13 protein-coding genes are annotated in these 15615 nt (G+C 44.6%); 6 read left to right on the top strand and 7 right to left on the bottom strand.

From position 1 onward, the window contains the following. Window position 1: 1 nt before the first annotated feature. On the top strand, window positions 2-2788 hold the full coding sequence (locus GWR56_RS12215) for a hypothetical protein (RefSeq protein ID WP_162431517.1): 2787 nt from the start codon (window positions 2-4) through the stop codon (window positions 2786-2788). 14 nt (window positions 2789-2802) lie between these two features. Here GWR56_RS12215 and GWR56_RS12210 read toward each other — a convergent pair whose 3' ends face one another. The 3 genes from GWR56_RS12210 to GWR56_RS12200 form a co-directional block, all read right to left on the bottom strand. Then, on the bottom strand, window positions 2803-3708 hold the full coding sequence (locus GWR56_RS12210; RefSeq protein WP_162431516.1) for a glycosyltransferase family 8 protein: 906 nt from the start codon (window positions 3706-3708) through the stop codon (window positions 2803-2805). Between the two features lie 96 nt (window positions 3709-3804). Beyond that, a complete protein-coding gene (gene rpsA, locus GWR56_RS12205; protein ID WP_162431515.1) occupies window positions 3805-5805 on the bottom strand; it encodes a 30S ribosomal protein S1 in 2001 nt (666 codons plus the stop codon). Between the two features lie 190 nt (window positions 5806-5995). Further along, the gene (locus tag GWR56_RS12200; protein WP_162431514.1) at window positions 5996-6676 is read right to left on the bottom strand and encodes a hypothetical protein; all 681 of its coding nucleotides are present in this window, start codon (window positions 6674-6676) and stop codon (window positions 5996-5998) included. 171 nt (window positions 6677-6847) lie between these two features. On the opposite strand from GWR56_RS12200, the gene tyrS reads away from it, so the two are divergent. From tyrS to GWR56_RS12180, 4 genes are all read left to right on the top strand, one after another. Beyond that, on the top strand, window positions 6848-8131 hold the full coding sequence (gene tyrS, locus GWR56_RS12195) for a tyrosine--tRNA ligase (RefSeq protein WP_162431513.1): 1284 nt from the start codon (window positions 6848-6850) through the stop codon (window positions 8129-8131). A 37-nt stretch (window positions 8132-8168) separates the two neighbouring features. Next, entirely contained in the window at window positions 8169-8660 is a 492-nt protein-coding gene (locus GWR56_RS12190) for an antitoxin Xre-like helix-turn-helix domain-containing protein (RefSeq protein ID WP_162431512.1), read from the top strand. Beyond that, a complete protein-coding gene (locus tag GWR56_RS12185; RefSeq protein ID WP_162431511.1) occupies window positions 8660-9136 on the top strand; it encodes an RES family NAD+ phosphorylase in 477 nt (158 codons plus the stop codon). The genes GWR56_RS12190 and GWR56_RS12185 overlap by 1 nt, the downstream gene beginning before the upstream one ends. A 71-nt stretch (window positions 9137-9207) precedes the next feature. Next, window positions 9208-10083, top strand: coding sequence for a GLPGLI family protein (locus GWR56_RS12180; RefSeq protein ID WP_162431510.1), 876 nt, complete (start codon window positions 9208-9210; stop codon window positions 10081-10083). A 28-nt stretch (window positions 10084-10111) separates the two neighbouring features. Here GWR56_RS12180 and GWR56_RS12175 read toward each other — a convergent pair whose 3' ends face one another. After that, window positions 10112-10765, bottom strand: coding sequence for a PH domain-containing protein (locus tag GWR56_RS12175; RefSeq protein ID WP_162431509.1), 654 nt, complete (start codon window positions 10763-10765; stop codon window positions 10112-10114). A 56-nt stretch (window positions 10766-10821) separates the two neighbouring features. Next, window positions 10822-11808 carry an acyl transferase gene (locus GWR56_RS12170; protein ID WP_162431508.1) on the bottom strand — a complete coding sequence of 329 codons (987 nt, stop codon included), beginning with the start codon at window positions 11806-11808 and terminating at the stop codon, window positions 10822-10824. A gap of 146 nt (window positions 11809-11954) precedes the next feature. Here GWR56_RS12170 and GWR56_RS12165 point away from each other — a divergent pair, with 146 nt between their 5' ends. Then, window positions 11955-12629: a lipid-binding SYLF domain-containing protein gene (locus GWR56_RS12165; protein WP_162431507.1), complete on the top strand. Its 675-nt coding sequence runs from the start codon at window positions 11955-11957 to the stop codon at window positions 12627-12629. Window positions 12630-12817: 188 nt separating this feature from the next. Here GWR56_RS12165 and GWR56_RS12160 read toward each other — a convergent pair whose 3' ends face one another. Together GWR56_RS12160 and GWR56_RS12155 are read right to left on the bottom strand one after the other, a co-directional pair. Beyond that, window positions 12818-13162, bottom strand: a complete 345-nt coding sequence (locus GWR56_RS12160; RefSeq protein ID WP_162431506.1) for a hypothetical protein — start codon at window positions 13160-13162, stop codon at window positions 12818-12820. A gap of 3 nt (window positions 13163-13165) precedes the next feature. Beyond that, window positions 13166-15601, bottom strand: a complete 2436-nt coding sequence (locus GWR56_RS12155; RefSeq protein WP_162431505.1) for a penicillin acylase family protein — start codon at window positions 15599-15601, stop codon at window positions 13166-13168. Window positions 15602-15615: the final 14 nt, after the last annotated feature.

The following is a 15615-nucleotide window of genomic DNA, read 5'->3' as shown; positions in this document are numbered from 1 at the left end:
TATGCGGGTAAAAAATACACTTTTAAAAAGCAGCAAGGTTATTATAATACTTTTGGCGCTTTGTGTAACCTGTGCCTATAGCCAGGATAAAGTAACTTCAGTTAATAAAGTAACTGCCGGTATTGATACCTATCATAAATTTTACCCTTCAGAAAAACTATCGGTTAAGTTAGATAAGGCCCATTATTTTGCAGGCGACACCATTTGGTTTAAAACTGTATTGATAAACGCGTCGAACAGGCTGCCTTCTGCGTTAAGCAATAAGGTTTATGTTGAGTTGCTTAACGATAGCAGCCGGCTGGTAGAGCGATTGGTTATACCCCTTACCAATGGCACCGGCAACGGCGATTTTAAACTACCTCTGCAGGGCCTTACCGATGGTGCCTATACCATACGCGCTTATACCAACTGGATGCAAAATTTTGGAGAAAACGCTTTTTTTCATAAGCGCTTTTACATTGGCGACGACGGGAAAAACCCGTGGCTTATTAAGGAGCAGCATACCATAAAAACAATACCCGAAGGTAAAAGCGTTGCACTAACCATGCAATTTACTGATATGCAGAATATGCCATTGCCTTATAAGGATATGCAGGTGTTTTTAGTAAACGGCGGCAAAACTGTTTATAAACAAGCCTTTTTAACTTCTGACCAGGGTGATATAGCGGCAAACTTCAATTTACCTGCCGATGTGAATACCCGCAATTTAAAAATGGTGATTAGGGACGGTAGCAACAAAAAGAAAACCCAGGTATTTCCTTTTTATCCGGGTACAACGGCGCAATCGGTTGATGTGCAGTTTATGCCCGAAGGGGGCGAAACAGTTGCCGGCCTGCTCAATAAAATAGCGTTTAAAGCTATTGGCGATGATGGCCTCGGTGTAAATATAAGTGGTGTGGTAGTAGATGGTAAAGGCGCAGAGGTGGCCACATTTAAATCAACACACAATGGGATGGGCAACTTCAGGCTGGTGCCTTTGCCAAACGCAGTTTATAAAGCCCGGATCAATTACAATGGCGATATGAGGGAGATCCCCCTGCCTGCGGTAAAAGCAAGCGGCATTGCTTTGCGTGTAGATAACGTTACAAACCGCGACGAGGTAAAACTGTTTGTTACTGCCACGCCAGACCTGGCCGGATTGAGTAAAACTTATATGCTGATAGCGCAGGGTAAGGACAGCGTTTACCTGGGTTATGCTTTTGACTTAAACAAAGGTTACTTTAACCTTACTATACCTGCCGGCAAATTTGCCACCGGTGTAATCAGCTTTAGTATATTGAACGAAGGAGGTAAACCTTTAAGCGAACGCAGGGTGTTTATCAATAATAATGATAACCTCGTTTTTAAACTAATGCATCACAAGATCGAATATCAGCCAAGGGACAGTGTTGCCGTACAGATAGAAGTGTTAAGATCAGACGGCTCACCGGTTAAAAATGGCAGTTTTGCTGTTGCTGTAACCGACGACGGGCAGGTAAAACTGCCACAATATGCGCCTACTATACTTACCGATATGCTGCTGGCATCTGAGATCAAAGGTTATATAGAAGAACCGGGTTGGTACTTTAATACGACCAACGCTAATGCCTCAAAAGCGCTCGACGACCTGATGCTTACGCAGGGATGGACAGGCTTTAACTGGGATAAGCTCGCTTCACCTATAACGGAACCGGTTTTTCGTGCCGAAATGAATAATGACCTGTATGGCCGGCTGATCAACTTCTTTAAAAAACCCGTAGGCGGCGCAAAGGTTACATTACTTTCGTCGGACAAAAACAACCTAATGATACTGGATACTATAAGCGACAAGGAAGGCAAATTCATGTTCCCTGATCTACCTGTATCCGATTCGATAGCCTACACCATTAAAGTGCACAAAAAAAATGGCGATGCCTTTGGCGGCAGCATCCTGGTTGATGAATTTAAACCTGCTGTTGATATGCCAGTAAACCCGCATGCCATTATGCCTTGGTTTGTAAATACCGATAGCACACTGGTAAGATATTTAAAAAACACTACGGCCAATATTAAAACCAATGCCGCTATTTCGTCAGGAGATGTAAAAGGGAAGCTGCTTGACCAGGTAACTATAAAGGCAAAAAAAATACTGGCCGTAAAAGGGATGGACGGCGAAGACCTTTATTACTATGATGTGAACCTGGAAGAAAAAGATATGCTAAAGGCCCGTTCAAAAACCCTGCTCGACTATCTGGAACATGATGTAAAGGGTTTCAAATCATTAATAAACGTATTCATACATAATAGCAACAAAGTAGCAGCAATTATAATTGACGGCGTTAATGCGGCAAGATATTATACACCTACAGGCATGCCGGGCGGCTATTTTAGTCATCTGCGAAATGTGCTCACTAACATTACAGCCGCGGATGTTAAACAACTGGTTATTTATCACAAGTACATTGGCTTCATGAAAAGAGGTGAATTTTACGCTATTATAGTAATAAAAACACGTAGCGGTAATGGCCCGTTAACCCGTTCTACACCCGGAATTTATGTTTACCGCCCCCTACCCATCTATACTGCACGTGAGTTTTACAAACCGCGCTATGCTTTTGATAACACCTACGACTACAGTATCAACCGCTCTACCATACATTGGGAACCAAACTTTATTACCGACGAAAACGGAAAAGCCACCCTGTCTTTTTACACCGCAGATAAACCATCAACCTATACCCTTAGCATCGAGGGCACTGATATGATCGGTCGGTTTGGCGCGCAAACGTTAAATATTAAGGTTAATGCCAAACCCACGGCAAGTAAGTAATTAATTGCTACAGCTTATTTGTAGAAGAGCATAAACCGTAACTTTCTGAACAGGCGCCAGCTGCGGGGAAGATCGGGCGGGTAATAAAACCGGAATGAGGTAAGCTTAAGGTATTTATAATACAGATCGCGTTCGGGGTGTTTGTTTTGATAATACCATGGCTTGCAACTGCCGCCACCGGTGTAATGTACTACAACGGGGTTTTGGATGGCGTTACGCAAGGCAACATCCTGCGCGGGCTTTTCATAGAAACCGCTTTGTACGTTATACTTATAATCTAATTGGTAAAAGTTTCCTTTTATTGTGGCATTAATGGCATCCTGATCCCAAAATTCGCAAAGGGCCGGATAAGTCGCAATAAAATTCGCTATCTGTGTGGTAAGGTCGTTTGCCCTGAAATATTTAAGGTTAAGCAACAATACGCCGCAGTTCATGTACATCTGCCCATCGGCAATACCCAGGCCACGCTTTTTTTCGGCAGACATGCCCAGGTCTGGTACAGCGGCCAGCGGGTAGCTGCCGGTATCCAGGTTCAGTATTTCGCTGATATCGCCGTTAATGATTATATCGGTGTCCATAAAAAGCACCTGATCAAGGTTTGGCAGCAGATGGGGCAGCCATATCCTGAAAAAAGTGGCCGAAGTAACATGATCATTTGCCTTTATAGGCAGTGCTGGAAGCACACTTTTATCAAAAGGTATAAAATGCAGGTTTACTCGGCTGCTATTAAACTCCCTACGCATCCGGTGGATGTTTTGCTGGCTCAGGTCATCAAAAATACAATATACATCAACCTGCGATTGAACATTTACGTCCAGCGATCTTAACATCACACAGGCATGCTGTATATAGTTATTATCAATAGTTATTGCAATGGCATTTAAAAACATAGGATATTCAAAGGTATTATATTGTACCACCGTGGCAAAACGTAGTTGTGCGGTTTTAAAATAATCTCACAAAAAAAGCCCTCCCGATAATTCAGGAGGGCTTTGTATATTAAACCTTTATAAAGATTAAACTTCTTCGGTCTCTTCAGCAGCAGGAGCATCAGCTTCAGGCTCTGCTTTTTTAGCGGCAGGGGCTTTTTTAGCAGCTTTGCTTTCTGCACCTTCCATTTGCTCTTTTAACTGAGCAAGAACGCTAAGGTCGCCTAAAGTCGATTTCTCTACTGATTCTTTCACTTTCTTAACCGCATTGTTAGCAGATTTTGCTTCTTTTTTACGGTTTTCGAACTCCTGAACACGGGCATCAGTACGAGCTTCTTCCCATATACGTGAGTGTGAAATTACAATACGCTTGTTCTCTTTGTTGAACTCGATAATTTTGAATTCAGCAGTTTCTTCAGCCTTTATTGCTTTACCATCTTCTTTAACCAGGTGTTTGGTTGGGCAGAAGCCTTCAACACCGTAAGGTAAAGCTACGATAGCGCCTTTATCAGTTACTTTCAACACGGTACCTTCATGTATCGAATCGATAGTGAAGATGGTTTCAAAAGTATCCCAAGGGTTTTCTTCAAGCTGTTTGTGGCCTAAGCTCAATTTACGGTTCTCGATGTCAAGCTCCAGAACAACCACGTCTAATTTTTCGCCAACCTTAGTAAATTCGTTAGGGTGGTTTACTTTTTTAGACCATGAAAGGTCAGAGATGTGGATAAGGCCGTCAATTCCGTCTTCCAGTTCAACAAACACACCAAAGTTGGTCATGTTTTTAACTGTAGCAACGTGCTGTGTGCCAACGGCGTATTTAGCGCCGGCATTTTGCCATGGGTCAGGTGTCAGTTGTTTGATACCTAAGCTCATTTTGCGTTCGTCGCGGTCTAAGGTCAATACCTGAGCTTCAACTTCGTCGCCAACTTTCAGGAATTCCTGAGGGTTGCGCAGGTTTTGAGACCATGACATTTCTGATACGTGGATCAAACCTTCAACACCCGGGATAATTTCTAAGAACGCGCCGTAATCAGCAACAGTTACAATCTTACCTTTAACCTTCGAACCTATCTGCAGGTTTTCGTCAAGCGACTGCCAAGGGTGCGGGGTAAGTTGTTTTAAACCTAAAGCGATACGTTTTTTCTCGTCATCAAAATCCAGAACAACAACGTTGATCTTCTGATCCAATGAAAGAACTTCCCTCGGATGCTCGATACGGCCCCAAGATATATCTGTAATGTGCAGTAAGCCGTCAACACCACCAAGGTCAATAAATACACCAAAATCGGTAATGTTTTTAACGGTACCTTCCAATACCTGGCCTTTTTCAAGTTTGGCCACAATTTCGGTTTTTTGGTTTTCAAGATCGTCTTCGATAAGCACTTTGTGCGATACCACTACGTTTTTAAACTCGTGGTTTATCTTAACAACCTTAAATTCCATTGTTTTGCCCACATAGATATCGTAATCCCTGATAGGTTTGATATCAATTTGCGAGCCTGGTAAAAAGGCTTCAACGCCCATTATATCTACAATTAAACCACCTTTTGTACGGCTTTTTACAAAACCTGTGATGATCTCATCGTTATCCAGAGCCGAATTAATACGCTCCCATGATTTTTGAGTTTTTGCACGTTTGCGTGAAAGCACTAACTGACCGTTAGCATCTTCCTGCGATTCTACAAACACCTCAACTGTGTCACCAACCTTCAGGTCTGGTGTATCACGGAACTCAGAAACAGATACCAAACCGTCAGATTTAAACCCGATGTTCAATACCACATCTTTGTTGTTGATATTTACAACTGTACCGGTGATGATTTCGCCTTTAGTGATAGAGCTGAATGTTCCGTCATAAAGTTTTTCTAATTTCTCACGGTCGCTGTCGCTGTAGTTACCAAATTTTTTGTCGTCTGCATCCCAGTCAAAATCCTGATCTGGTGTTGCAGCGATCTGCGATTTGATGTCTTCAATTGATATTGAATCAGCTTCTGATTCAATTGTTTCCTTCTCAGCAGTTGCCGCAACTGTATCCAGTTCAGCCTGCTTTGCTTTTAATTCTTTTTCTGCTTCTTGTTTTTTTGCCATTAATAAATTTTACTCCTTTTTCCCAACACTTAATTGGGACTGCAAAGGTACGGATATAATTTTTATAGATAAAAATATATTTAATGTTAATTATTGAGTTTTAAGCACTTTTATTATAATACAAACGCTTTTTTAAAAAACTTAACGCAAATAAGTACCAAGCTTACTGGTTTTATTGATCAAAAGATGGCTATAATCGGTCAGCAGATTTCATCTTGTCCTCAATTTCGTGGTAAATGCTCATAAAACTACTTATTAGGTTAAGGCGATAGTTTAGCAGCAGGCCGGTCATCTCTTCTTCTTGTTCCGGGGTAAACGGGTTACGCCAAACCCGCATACAAATACGCTTCAGGGCATAGGTTATTTGCCCGATATTGATATATGTGTTCAAGTAGCGGCTTCGTTTAAATTCCTCGAAGAAATTAAAGAAAATTTGGGGATTTTCCAGTTTTGCAAAAGATAAAAACTCATGGATTACATCTTCCTCGCAGTTGTCTAAGTGGCCGTAAAAATCGTTAACGCTTATCTCATTTGTGGTGATAAGCAGGTTATCCAGTATCAGTTCTATAGCGATATGCCCCAAAAAGAAAGGCTTGACCGGCGACCCGGCAATTACCGGTGCCAGCAGGTTTTTAAGATTATGCGAATGCGTCAGAAAAAAGTCTGCCGAGTGAAAGTGTTTATCTACCAGTAAATGTTTGTTCCAGCCGGCTATTATGGAATTTACTTTTGAATCTGTATGTATTAATTTTTCGGGATGCAGCACAATGGTTTTATCGGCGTTCTTTAACAGATCGGGCAATACGGTGCCCAGCGTAAAGTAGCTGTTGTTGGTATCCCTGTCAAAATAATAGTGCGAAAGAAAATTCATAGGAGGCGGCGTTGATACGTCTGTTTCTGAACAAAGTACAAAAATCGGGCTAAAGCAGGAAAGCAATATTACATATATTATAAACCCATGACGGTTTTGCAGAACTATGCCACCAAATAATTATTCTGTTATCTTTGCCATCCCGGATAAAAAGGGCTTAAAGTTTACAAGATGAATTTTGTTGAAGAATTACGCTGGAGAGGCATGCTGCACGATATTATGCCCGGCACCGAAGAACTGCTAAACAAAGGTATGGCTTCGGGATATATTGGTTTTGACCCCACTGCCGATTCGCTGCACGTTGGGCACTTAACCCAGATCATGACGCTGATACACTTTCAGCGCGCGGGCCACAAGCCGTACGCGTTGGTGGGCGGCGCTACCGGCATGGTAGGCGATCCGTCGGGTAAATCGGCCGAGCGTAATTTACTATCCGAAGATGTGCTTAACCACAACTTAAAGTCGGTACAGGCACAGCTTGAAAAATTTCTGGATTTTAACAGCGGCGACAACAGCGCCCAAATGGTAAATAATTACGACTGGTTTAAAAACTTCACCTTTTTGGATTTTATACGGGATGTGGGCAAGCACCTCACGGTAAATTACATGATGGCTAAAGACTCGGTTAAGAAACGACTGGAGGGTGATACCGGCATGTCGTTTACCGAGTTTACTTACCAGTTGGTTCAAGGTTATGACTTTTACTACTTGTGGAAACACAACAACTGTGTACTGCAAATGGGCGGCAGTGACCAGTGGGGCAACATAGTTACCGGCACCGAGCTTATTCGCCGTAAAGACCAGGGCGAGGCGTATGCATTAACCACCCAACTCATCAAAAAAGCTGATGGCACCAAATTTGGCAAAACCGAAAGCGGCGCGGTATGGCTCGACCCTGCCCGCACCTCACCATACCAGTTTTACCAGTTTTGGCTTAACACTACAGATGTGGACGCCAAGGCTTATATACGCATATTTACCCTGTATGACCGCGAAGTTATAGAAGCGATGGAAACTGAGCACGATGCAGCACCCCATACCCGCGTTTTACAAAAAGCCCTGGCAAAAGACATTACACTGCGTGTGCATGGCGAAGCTGGTTTTGAAAAAGCCATCAAATCCACCGAGTTTTTATTCGGCAACACCGGCATCGAGTTTTTAAGCGAACTGAACGATGAAGAAGTATTGGCCATATTTAGTGGCGTACCAAACTTTACTGTAGCCAAAAGCGAAGTTGAAGCAGGTATAAACGTATCTGATCTTCTTGCTGCAAAAACGTCTGTGTTCCCATCAAAGGGCGAAGCAAAAAAGATGATTCAGGGCGGTGGTGTAGCTATCAATAAAGCGAAGGTAAACACGCCGGAAGATGTATATACCACCGGTGATCTGATCAATAATAAATACCTGGTAGCACAAAAAGGGAAGAGAAATTATTTTTTAATTGTTGCAGAATGATTTTGAAATACGACAAAATGTATTTATTTTTGGATAAATGTCGTACAAAGTAAAACACATAGCAAAAAACCAGGTTAATGAACCTGTGGCAATGTATATTACCCAGGCTTCATCAACCCCATTTTATAATTTATTAGGCGGCAACAGTGCGGCCAAATCATCTGATTTTGATATCATTAGCCTGGCGCGGCAAGGCTTTCCAAAAAAGGCCTTGCTGGCCTTAGCCAAAAAAATATCTTTAAACATCCAGGAGCTGGCTAATATCCTGCATATTTCAGAGCGTACGCTGCAACGTTACGAGGACGATGCCATTATTAAAACCGAGTACGCCGAAAAGGCTGTTGAGCTTGCGCGCCTTTATACACGCGGCCAGGAGGTTTTTGGCTCGATAGATAAATTTAAGCTATGGATAAAAACCCCAGGCATTGTTTTTAACGGCGAGGCCCCGGTTACCTTCTTAGATACATCTGCCGGCTTTGATATGGTTTTTAACGAATTGGGCCGCATCGAGCACGGTATCTTTGTTTAATGATACTTTACCGTATAGCTAATTGCAATTACATTACCAACCTTGATGGTATGGGCGCACGCTTATACGGGGCACGGTGGAACAGCAAAGGCAACGCGGTTGTTTACCTTGCCTCGTCGCGGGCTTTGGCAGTGTTAGAGGTATTGGTACATTTGCAGCCTTTGTTTATTCCGCCTAACTTTTGTCTTGCCGAAATAGAGGTGCCCAATAACAGCATACTAACGCTCGACGTTAAATCATTGCCCGCTAACTGGCAGGATGCCGCCTCTCCTACCGAACTAAGAACCCTGGGCAATCAATTTATCAAAGAATCAAAGTTTTTGATGATGAAAGTACCATCATCAATAGTGCCCGAAGAATTTAATTACCTGCTGAACCCGGCTCATGCAGATATTAAAAAGGTAAAAATTATAACTACCCATCCCTTCAATCTTGACGACAGGCTGATCGTGGTCCGGCAAACAACCGGCAAGTAATACACAAGTTACAAATAGTTAGCGCTTTATTTAAACTAAATGTTTAGTTTTACAGGAATAATTTTATACGTATGAAAAACCTGTTTCTGAGCACCGCTATGCTGCTTTCTGTTGTATGCTTTGGCCAAAAGCCAGATGTAGCAGTGGGTAAAGCTACTTACCAGTACATCCACATTAGGGATACCACCAACAGGGATAAGCCCTATAAGGAAACGATGGCCTTATTGCTTGGCCGCAATGCCAGCGTTTACCGCAGCGTTACCAAACAACAGCAGGAAGAAGAAATGGCAAACCAGGTAGCCAGGCAGGTAAAAAGCGCCCCCGACCCTAATCATCTGGCCCTTACTATCACCGGGCCGGGGCCGGTATCAACAGACGAATACTATCAATACATAAACAACAAAAAATTATACGTAGAAGAACAGGTTATTAATTACTACCTGACAGAAGAACCCCTACCTACAATTAAATGGGCAATAAAACCGGATACGATGAGCTTCGGTACCTTGCATGCGCAAAAGGCAACCACCCGTTTTAAGGGCCGTGATTATACTGCCTGGTTTTGTACTGAACTACCTTTTCATAACGGCCCCTGGAAATTAAGCGGCTTACCCGGATTGATAGTGGAAGCTTACGATGCCAAAAAGGAAGTGGTGTTTAAGTTTATGGGGTTTGAAGATGTAAGCAAACTGAACCAAACCATTTTGCCGCCTGCCGACGACATTAAAACCACTCCGCAAGACCTTGCAAGGTTAAAAGAAGCAAGGGTTAAAGACCCGGCCGGGTTTAGTAAAGCGGCACATGGCGGTGGCCAGCAGCGCCGTAATACAAACTCGTTCATGAGCAGTATAGACCCCAGTAAAATAGCTAGTATTAATATTGTAAAGTCAACATCGGATAACAACAGGATAAATAATAACCCTATAGAACTGCCCGAAAAAAAGTAAACCCGCCATGGCGGGTTTAAAATATGATTTAGAAGTCGCTTAGCAGCTCCAGTTTTTTATGGTTATATTCTTCCTGAGATATCAGGCCGCTTTCAAAAAGCGTTTTTAATCTTTTTAATTTCTCAGTAAGCTCATCCTTTTTAGGTTCCTCGGGCACAATTGGTGCAGGCGCAGGGGTTGGAACCGCTACCGGCTGCTGTACTGCCGGCGACTGGAACTGGGCATGAGCTGCCTGGTCGATGTTTAGCGCGCCCGATTCGGCACGTTTTTCTTCCAGCTCGCGCAGGCGGCGGGCTTCGCGCTCGGCTTCTTTACGTTCCTGGGCGTATTGGTATAATTTGCGGGCTTGCACTTTGGGCAGGTAGTCAACCCCCATTTCGGTGCCTATGGTAGTTTTAGCGCTGAACACGGCGCCTATTATTTCTTCCTTGGTGTACACATCAACAATATCCTTCCAAACAAAATCAACAAACTTTATTGACAGGCCAAGGTTTGCCGGGGTAAAAAACAGGATACGTTTATTGGTAATGGCAATACAATCCGGGAAAAGGTTTACAATAGGTTTTTTTTGTACAGCTATATATATAATTTCCTCGCCGGTGGTAAGCAGGTCAACCAAACGGCTGTACACTTTTTCAACCGCTTTAGGGTCTTGTTCGTCACGTAAGAATTTTTCGATCATGATGTTGATGTCGTTAACGGCGCAAAAATAATAATATTATGCCAATTAGGTAATTATTAGGCGATGAGCAAATTACAGCCCCTAATGTCAGAATTATCGAAACGACCTATCACCTCAAAAGAGCCGTCGGCATAAACCTTACCCAGGTCCTGCGTGGCGATGAACGAGCAGGAATTGATATTGGCCAGATCAATGATATTTATACCGCCTGTTTTACCCGTATCGGTTAGTGTGAACGGGTCGTTTGTATCGCGGGTGATGATCTTCATCCACGGCGGGCAATAAAATATACCTTCGCCCTTTGAATAGGCTTGCGATAAAAGCTCGGTCATGCCATATTCTGAGTGAATGGCGTTTACCCCAAACCCGGCGCACAAGGCGCTGTGCAGTTCCTCGCGTATCATCTCTTTGCGCCGGCCTTTCATACCGCCGGTTTCCATCACAATCAGTTCCGGAAAATCAATTTGATAAGTATCTACAAAATCCAACAAGGCAAAGGTCACCCCTATCAGTATAGTTGGCTTATTTGTAGCCTTTTGCTGTTGCAGCTTTTGGTAAAGTTCATCGTGATTATATAAATAAAAGCCACTGTCGGGATTGGCCGATTGACTGATCAGATCCCGCGCCATATAAATAAGCGATGAGCCTTCCCTTTCCAGGTACGATGGCAGCAGCGCCAGCACAGTATACTCCTTTATATCGCCATAAAACAGATCAAAAGCCTTACGGAAACTCTCTTCATACCAGCTTACATCTGTTACATGGTGTCGGCTGGTAATGACGCCGGTAGTGCCCGAACTGGTAAAAACCACCTCATCTACGTCGCCGGAGGCAACTACCCGGTGCGACTTAAAAAACTCTACCGGCATAAAGGGAATTTGCTCCGCCGACGTTATATCTGCAGGGTTTATTTTAAGGCCTGACACGAACCGGCCATAAACCTCGCAATTGGCAGCCTGGTAATTAAATACCTGTAAGGCAGTCTGGTTAAAGGTGTCTGGATTATCAACTGCGAAGACCTGCTGTTTACCGGGCTTTATCATGTTACAGCAAAGATAGAAAGATGCGCAGATATGCAGATGTGCGGATATGCAGATGAATGTAATTATTAGCTTGTTATAGCGTAATTTGATACAACAAATATTCCGAATTGGAGTTATAGGAACATAAATTCACAACAGAGACAACCATGAAAACATTAAAATTATTTAGCCTGCCGATACTGCTAAGCGCCTTTTTTATACTGGCATCGGCAAAGCCAGCCGACGATAAGGGAACGGCCAAAATAAACGACGCTACCAAGGTTTTGAAAGACTTCAGCAAGATGAAGGAGAGCATTCCTCATCAGTTGCTGGAGGAATATGAAGGTGTGGTAATTATACCGAAGTTAATTAATGCCGGTTTTGGAATTGGCGGCAAACGCGGACAAGGTGTTGCTATGGTAAAGCTGGCCGATGGTAAATGGAGCGATCCTGTTTTTATAACGCTTACCGGCGGCAGCATAGGCTTCCAGATAGGTGTACAATCGGTTGATATGGTGCTGGTTTTCCGCAACAAAGGCGTTTTAGCTAAGGTGGAAAACGGCGACTTTACCATAGGCGGCGATGTATCTGCAGCAGCAGGGCCGGTTGGCCGCAGCAGTACCGCCAGCACCGATTATAAGCTGCAGGCCGAGGTTTACTCCTACTCGCGCAGTAAGGGCTTGTTTGCCGGTATCAGCATAAACGGCAGTAACCTGGCCATCAACAAAAGCGCCAACGAAGCCTACTATGGCGAAGCTACCGCGTCCGAAGATATATTTGCACGGGCGACCGATAAATCTGAAGCGGTTACGCGGCTGAAGGCAACGCTGAACGCGTTATAAGAAAACTACATATACGAACAGCTGAAAATTTTCCTAACCGCAATCGCCCGGCTCTTGCCGGGTGATCAATATTATAAGGCCCTGGCCTGCTCCCATACAGCGGCGGGACGCCGCTTAATAACTGACACTCGGCTGGAGCCGAGCGACTGCGAGGGGTTGTGCAAGATCAAAAAGACGATAACCTATGTCTATGCCTTTTCCTTCTCAAACACCCGCTTCATCAAAAACCCGGATAATGCCGACATCCCTCCGGCCAGGCCGCCAATAAGGGCCATAACGGCCAGCAGCAACAACCAGTTTGGTAAATGAAAAACGTGCGCCACACGGGTAGCCAGTATATGATCGTTAGGGAAACTTTTTAGCAAGGCAAGCGCAATCCATGCTAACGATACGCCGGCAAATCCACACCAGAATGCCCAGCTTGATCTTTTACCAAAAATAAGCGCAGCGCCAAAAGCCAGTATACAACCTACCCACCAGGGGAAAAGGTAACCGCTTATAAATGCCAATAACAGTATTACAGGGAACAGCATAGTTTATTTGCTTAAGGTTAATGTTTGTTTTATCCGTGAGGATGTTTCGGTAGCCGACCGCAGGTATAGCAGTTCTTTTAGTCTGCCGTCCTGCCACGTCTTTAGCATGTCGTCGTAAAAGAAACTGCCGGGGTTGCCCGACTGCCCGCCAGGTATTATACCATAGCCCTTAACCTGCGGACCAAGCTGTACCACCATGCGCCACGAAGGGCCGTGCCCGTCTACCAGCGCGTTCACTACCGAACTGTTTCCGCCTGATGCAAAATTACCGGAGCCAAGGCCCGGTACATGGCCAAGGTGGGTTACCTCAAACGGTTTTACATTGCCCCATTGCCAGGCCTTACCAATGGAGGGGCCATGTTTTTTTACCAGTTCGTTAACAGCCGCGTTAAAAGAGCTGCTAAGTACGTCTGCCGCGGTTTCTTTAACAGGCGTACGCTTATTATCAAACCAAGCCGAATTGGGCTCGTTTATGAGCAGTGTTTCAGTACGGTCTACCCCCGGAAACTGCATAATTGTCTTTTTATCCCCAAAATCATCGTTCCAGGTAAACTGGTAGAATTTGGCAAACCACGTGTTTACAATACTTGCGCCGACCGAGGTCGCACTAAAGTGTTTGTCCCATTTTTTTACGCTGTCTAAAGCCGCAAGCTGCGTGTTGTCAAGTTTGCTGGCATCAAGGTATTTGAGCATGGTTGGTAAAATATCCTGCGCGCGGATGCTGTAATCGTCCATTTGCAAGATACGCATGCTATCCACGGTTGCTTTGCTCATGGCAGCAAGGCGGTCGTTAATGCGTTTACCGCGTTCGTAACTCTCAAACCGCCAGTTAATATAATACGGATAGCTTTTATCGGTTGATGATTGATTAGCCGAGCTCACAAAGCCGCGCGGTGGGTTTTTAACGGTTGGGTTTTGTTCGTAAGGTATCCAGCCATGCCAGTCGTTGGCGGGGTCGCTGCCATCCATAATAAATTTACCCTGATCCCGATATTTCAACGGCAGCTTACCGTTCGGCGTAATAGCTATATCGTTATCCGCGGATGCAAAAATAAAGTTCTGAGCGGGGGCGGTAAAATATTTCAGGGCTTCACGATAGTCGTCGTAGTTTTTTGCCCGGTTAAGCAGGTAAAAGGTTTTAAACTCGTCGCTTTCGTCGTGTGCTATCCAGCGCAGGGAATTCCCTACCGGTATGTTACCACGGCCCTTTTTGGCCATGACGGCATTATCGTAAACTACAGGGCCGTGGTGGGTATACAAAACGGTATCCACCAGCGGTTTTTCGCCCCGGATGTTTATTACCTCAACCTTACGGGTTACATTGTTCCATTTATTATTATACCAGTATTGGGTGCGGCTGGCGTCCTTAAATTTCACCTGGTACCAATCCAGTATATCGGCATCAACATTGGTCACGCCCCAGCTTACCTTTTGGTTGTAACCAATTACTACGCACGGAGCCCCGGGCAAAGTAACACCATAAACGTTTACACCCGGCGCCGTCATTTGCATCTGATACCAGATGGATGGCAGGGTGAGGTTAAGATGCGGATCGTTGGCTAAAATGGGGTAGCCAGAAGCGGTTTTAGCGCCGCTTACCGCCCAGTTGTTGCTGCCTATGCCTTCTATCCTATCCATATTTTTCATACCTGCCAGCATTTGCGCCTTAAAGGCTGCAGGCGGCTCAGGTACGGGCAGGGGCTTAAAATCCCATTTTGTACCTGCCGGGATAACAGGATCTTCGCGCATGGGGTAATCCGGGAACAGGTCGTTGGTTATTTTAGCGCCAAACTTATTTAGTACGTTGGTCATCGCAAGTTCGTCTGAACCGCCCGCCAGCGTCTCTGACATCAGCTTTAACAAGTAGGCGGAGTTTATGGGCTTCCACTCCTCGGGTGCATAATTTAGCAGTTTAAACTCTATGGGGTATCCGGCCGGCGTAAGGCTTTTGATATAAGCGTTAACGCCATCGCTGTAAGCCGTTATTACCTTGCTCATTACCGGATCTTTCATGATGCCCTGCAGGGTGTGTTCGGCACCGTAGGTCATGCCCATGCGGCGGTGGTAACGGTCCAGTTCAAGGGCTTTGGGGCCCACCACTTCTGATAGTCTGCCCGCCGCGCTACGAGTTTGGATATCCATTTGCCATAGGCGGGCCTTTGCAGTCAGATAACCTTGCACGTAGTAAAGATCATGATCGTTCTCCGCAAAAATATGCGGCACCATGTCTTCGTCAAACTTTACGGTAACCTTGCCCTGCAAGCCTTTAAGCTTTAAATTTTGGGTTGGGATGATGTTTTTGCTTTCGGCATTCTGCCAGAACCCGGTTGATGGGTTAAGGAACGCGCCGAGGGGCGGTATATCGCCAAATTTGGTCTGCAGCGCCCAAATAAGCGCCAGTGTGATCACTAAGGAAAAGACAGCCTTAAATACTTTCATATATGCATTCCGGG

The organism is Mucilaginibacter sp. 14171R-50 (genome assembly GCF_010093045.1).
Taxonomy (GTDB): Bacteria; Bacteroidota; Bacteroidia; order Sphingobacteriales; family Sphingobacteriaceae; genus Mucilaginibacter.
The sequence above is the reverse complement of the archived record's forward strand: the minus strand, read 5'-3'. Positions and strand labels throughout refer to the sequence as shown.

What these genes read in the sequence shown, in the direction of transcription:
- rpsA (WP_162431515.1), bottom strand. Translation starts at nt 5,805, where the DNA reads ATGGCAAAAAAACAAGAAGCAGAAAAAGAATTAAAAGCAAAGCAGGCT.
- GWR56_RS12165 (WP_162431507.1), top strand. Translation starts at nt 11,955, where the DNA reads ATGAAAACATTAAAATTATTTAGCCTGCCGATACTGCTAAGCGCCTTT.
- GWR56_RS12200 (WP_162431514.1), bottom strand. Translation starts at nt 6,676, where the DNA reads ATGAATTTTCTTTCGCACTATTATTTTGACAGGGATACCAACAACAGC.
- GWR56_RS12180 (WP_162431510.1), top strand. Translation starts at nt 9,208, where the DNA reads ATGAAAAACCTGTTTCTGAGCACCGCTATGCTGCTTTCTGTTGTATGC.
- tyrS (WP_162431513.1), top strand. Translation starts at nt 6,848, where the DNA reads ATGAATTTTGTTGAAGAATTACGCTGGAGAGGCATGCTGCACGATATT.
- GWR56_RS12185 (WP_162431511.1), top strand. Translation starts at nt 8,660, where the DNA reads ATGATACTTTACCGTATAGCTAATTGCAATTACATTACCAACCTTGAT.
- GWR56_RS12175 (WP_162431509.1), bottom strand. Translation starts at nt 10,765, where the DNA reads ATGATCGAAAAATTCTTACGTGACGAACAAGACCCTAAAGCGGTTGAA.
- GWR56_RS12170 (WP_162431508.1), bottom strand. Translation starts at nt 11,808, where the DNA reads ATGATAAAGCCCGGTAAACAGCAGGTCTTCGCAGTTGATAATCCAGAC.
- GWR56_RS12160 (WP_162431506.1), bottom strand. Translation starts at nt 13,162, where the DNA reads ATGCTGTTCCCTGTAATACTGTTATTGGCATTTATAAGCGGTTACCTT.
- GWR56_RS12215 (WP_162431517.1), top strand. Translation starts at nt 2, where the DNA reads ATGCGGGTAAAAAATACACTTTTAAAAAGCAGCAAGGTTATTATAATA.
- GWR56_RS12190 (WP_162431512.1), top strand. Translation starts at nt 8,169, where the DNA reads ATGTCGTACAAAGTAAAACACATAGCAAAAAACCAGGTTAATGAACCT.
- GWR56_RS12155 (WP_162431505.1), bottom strand. Translation starts at nt 15,601, where the DNA reads ATGAAAGTATTTAAGGCTGTCTTTTCCTTAGTGATCACACTGGCGCTT.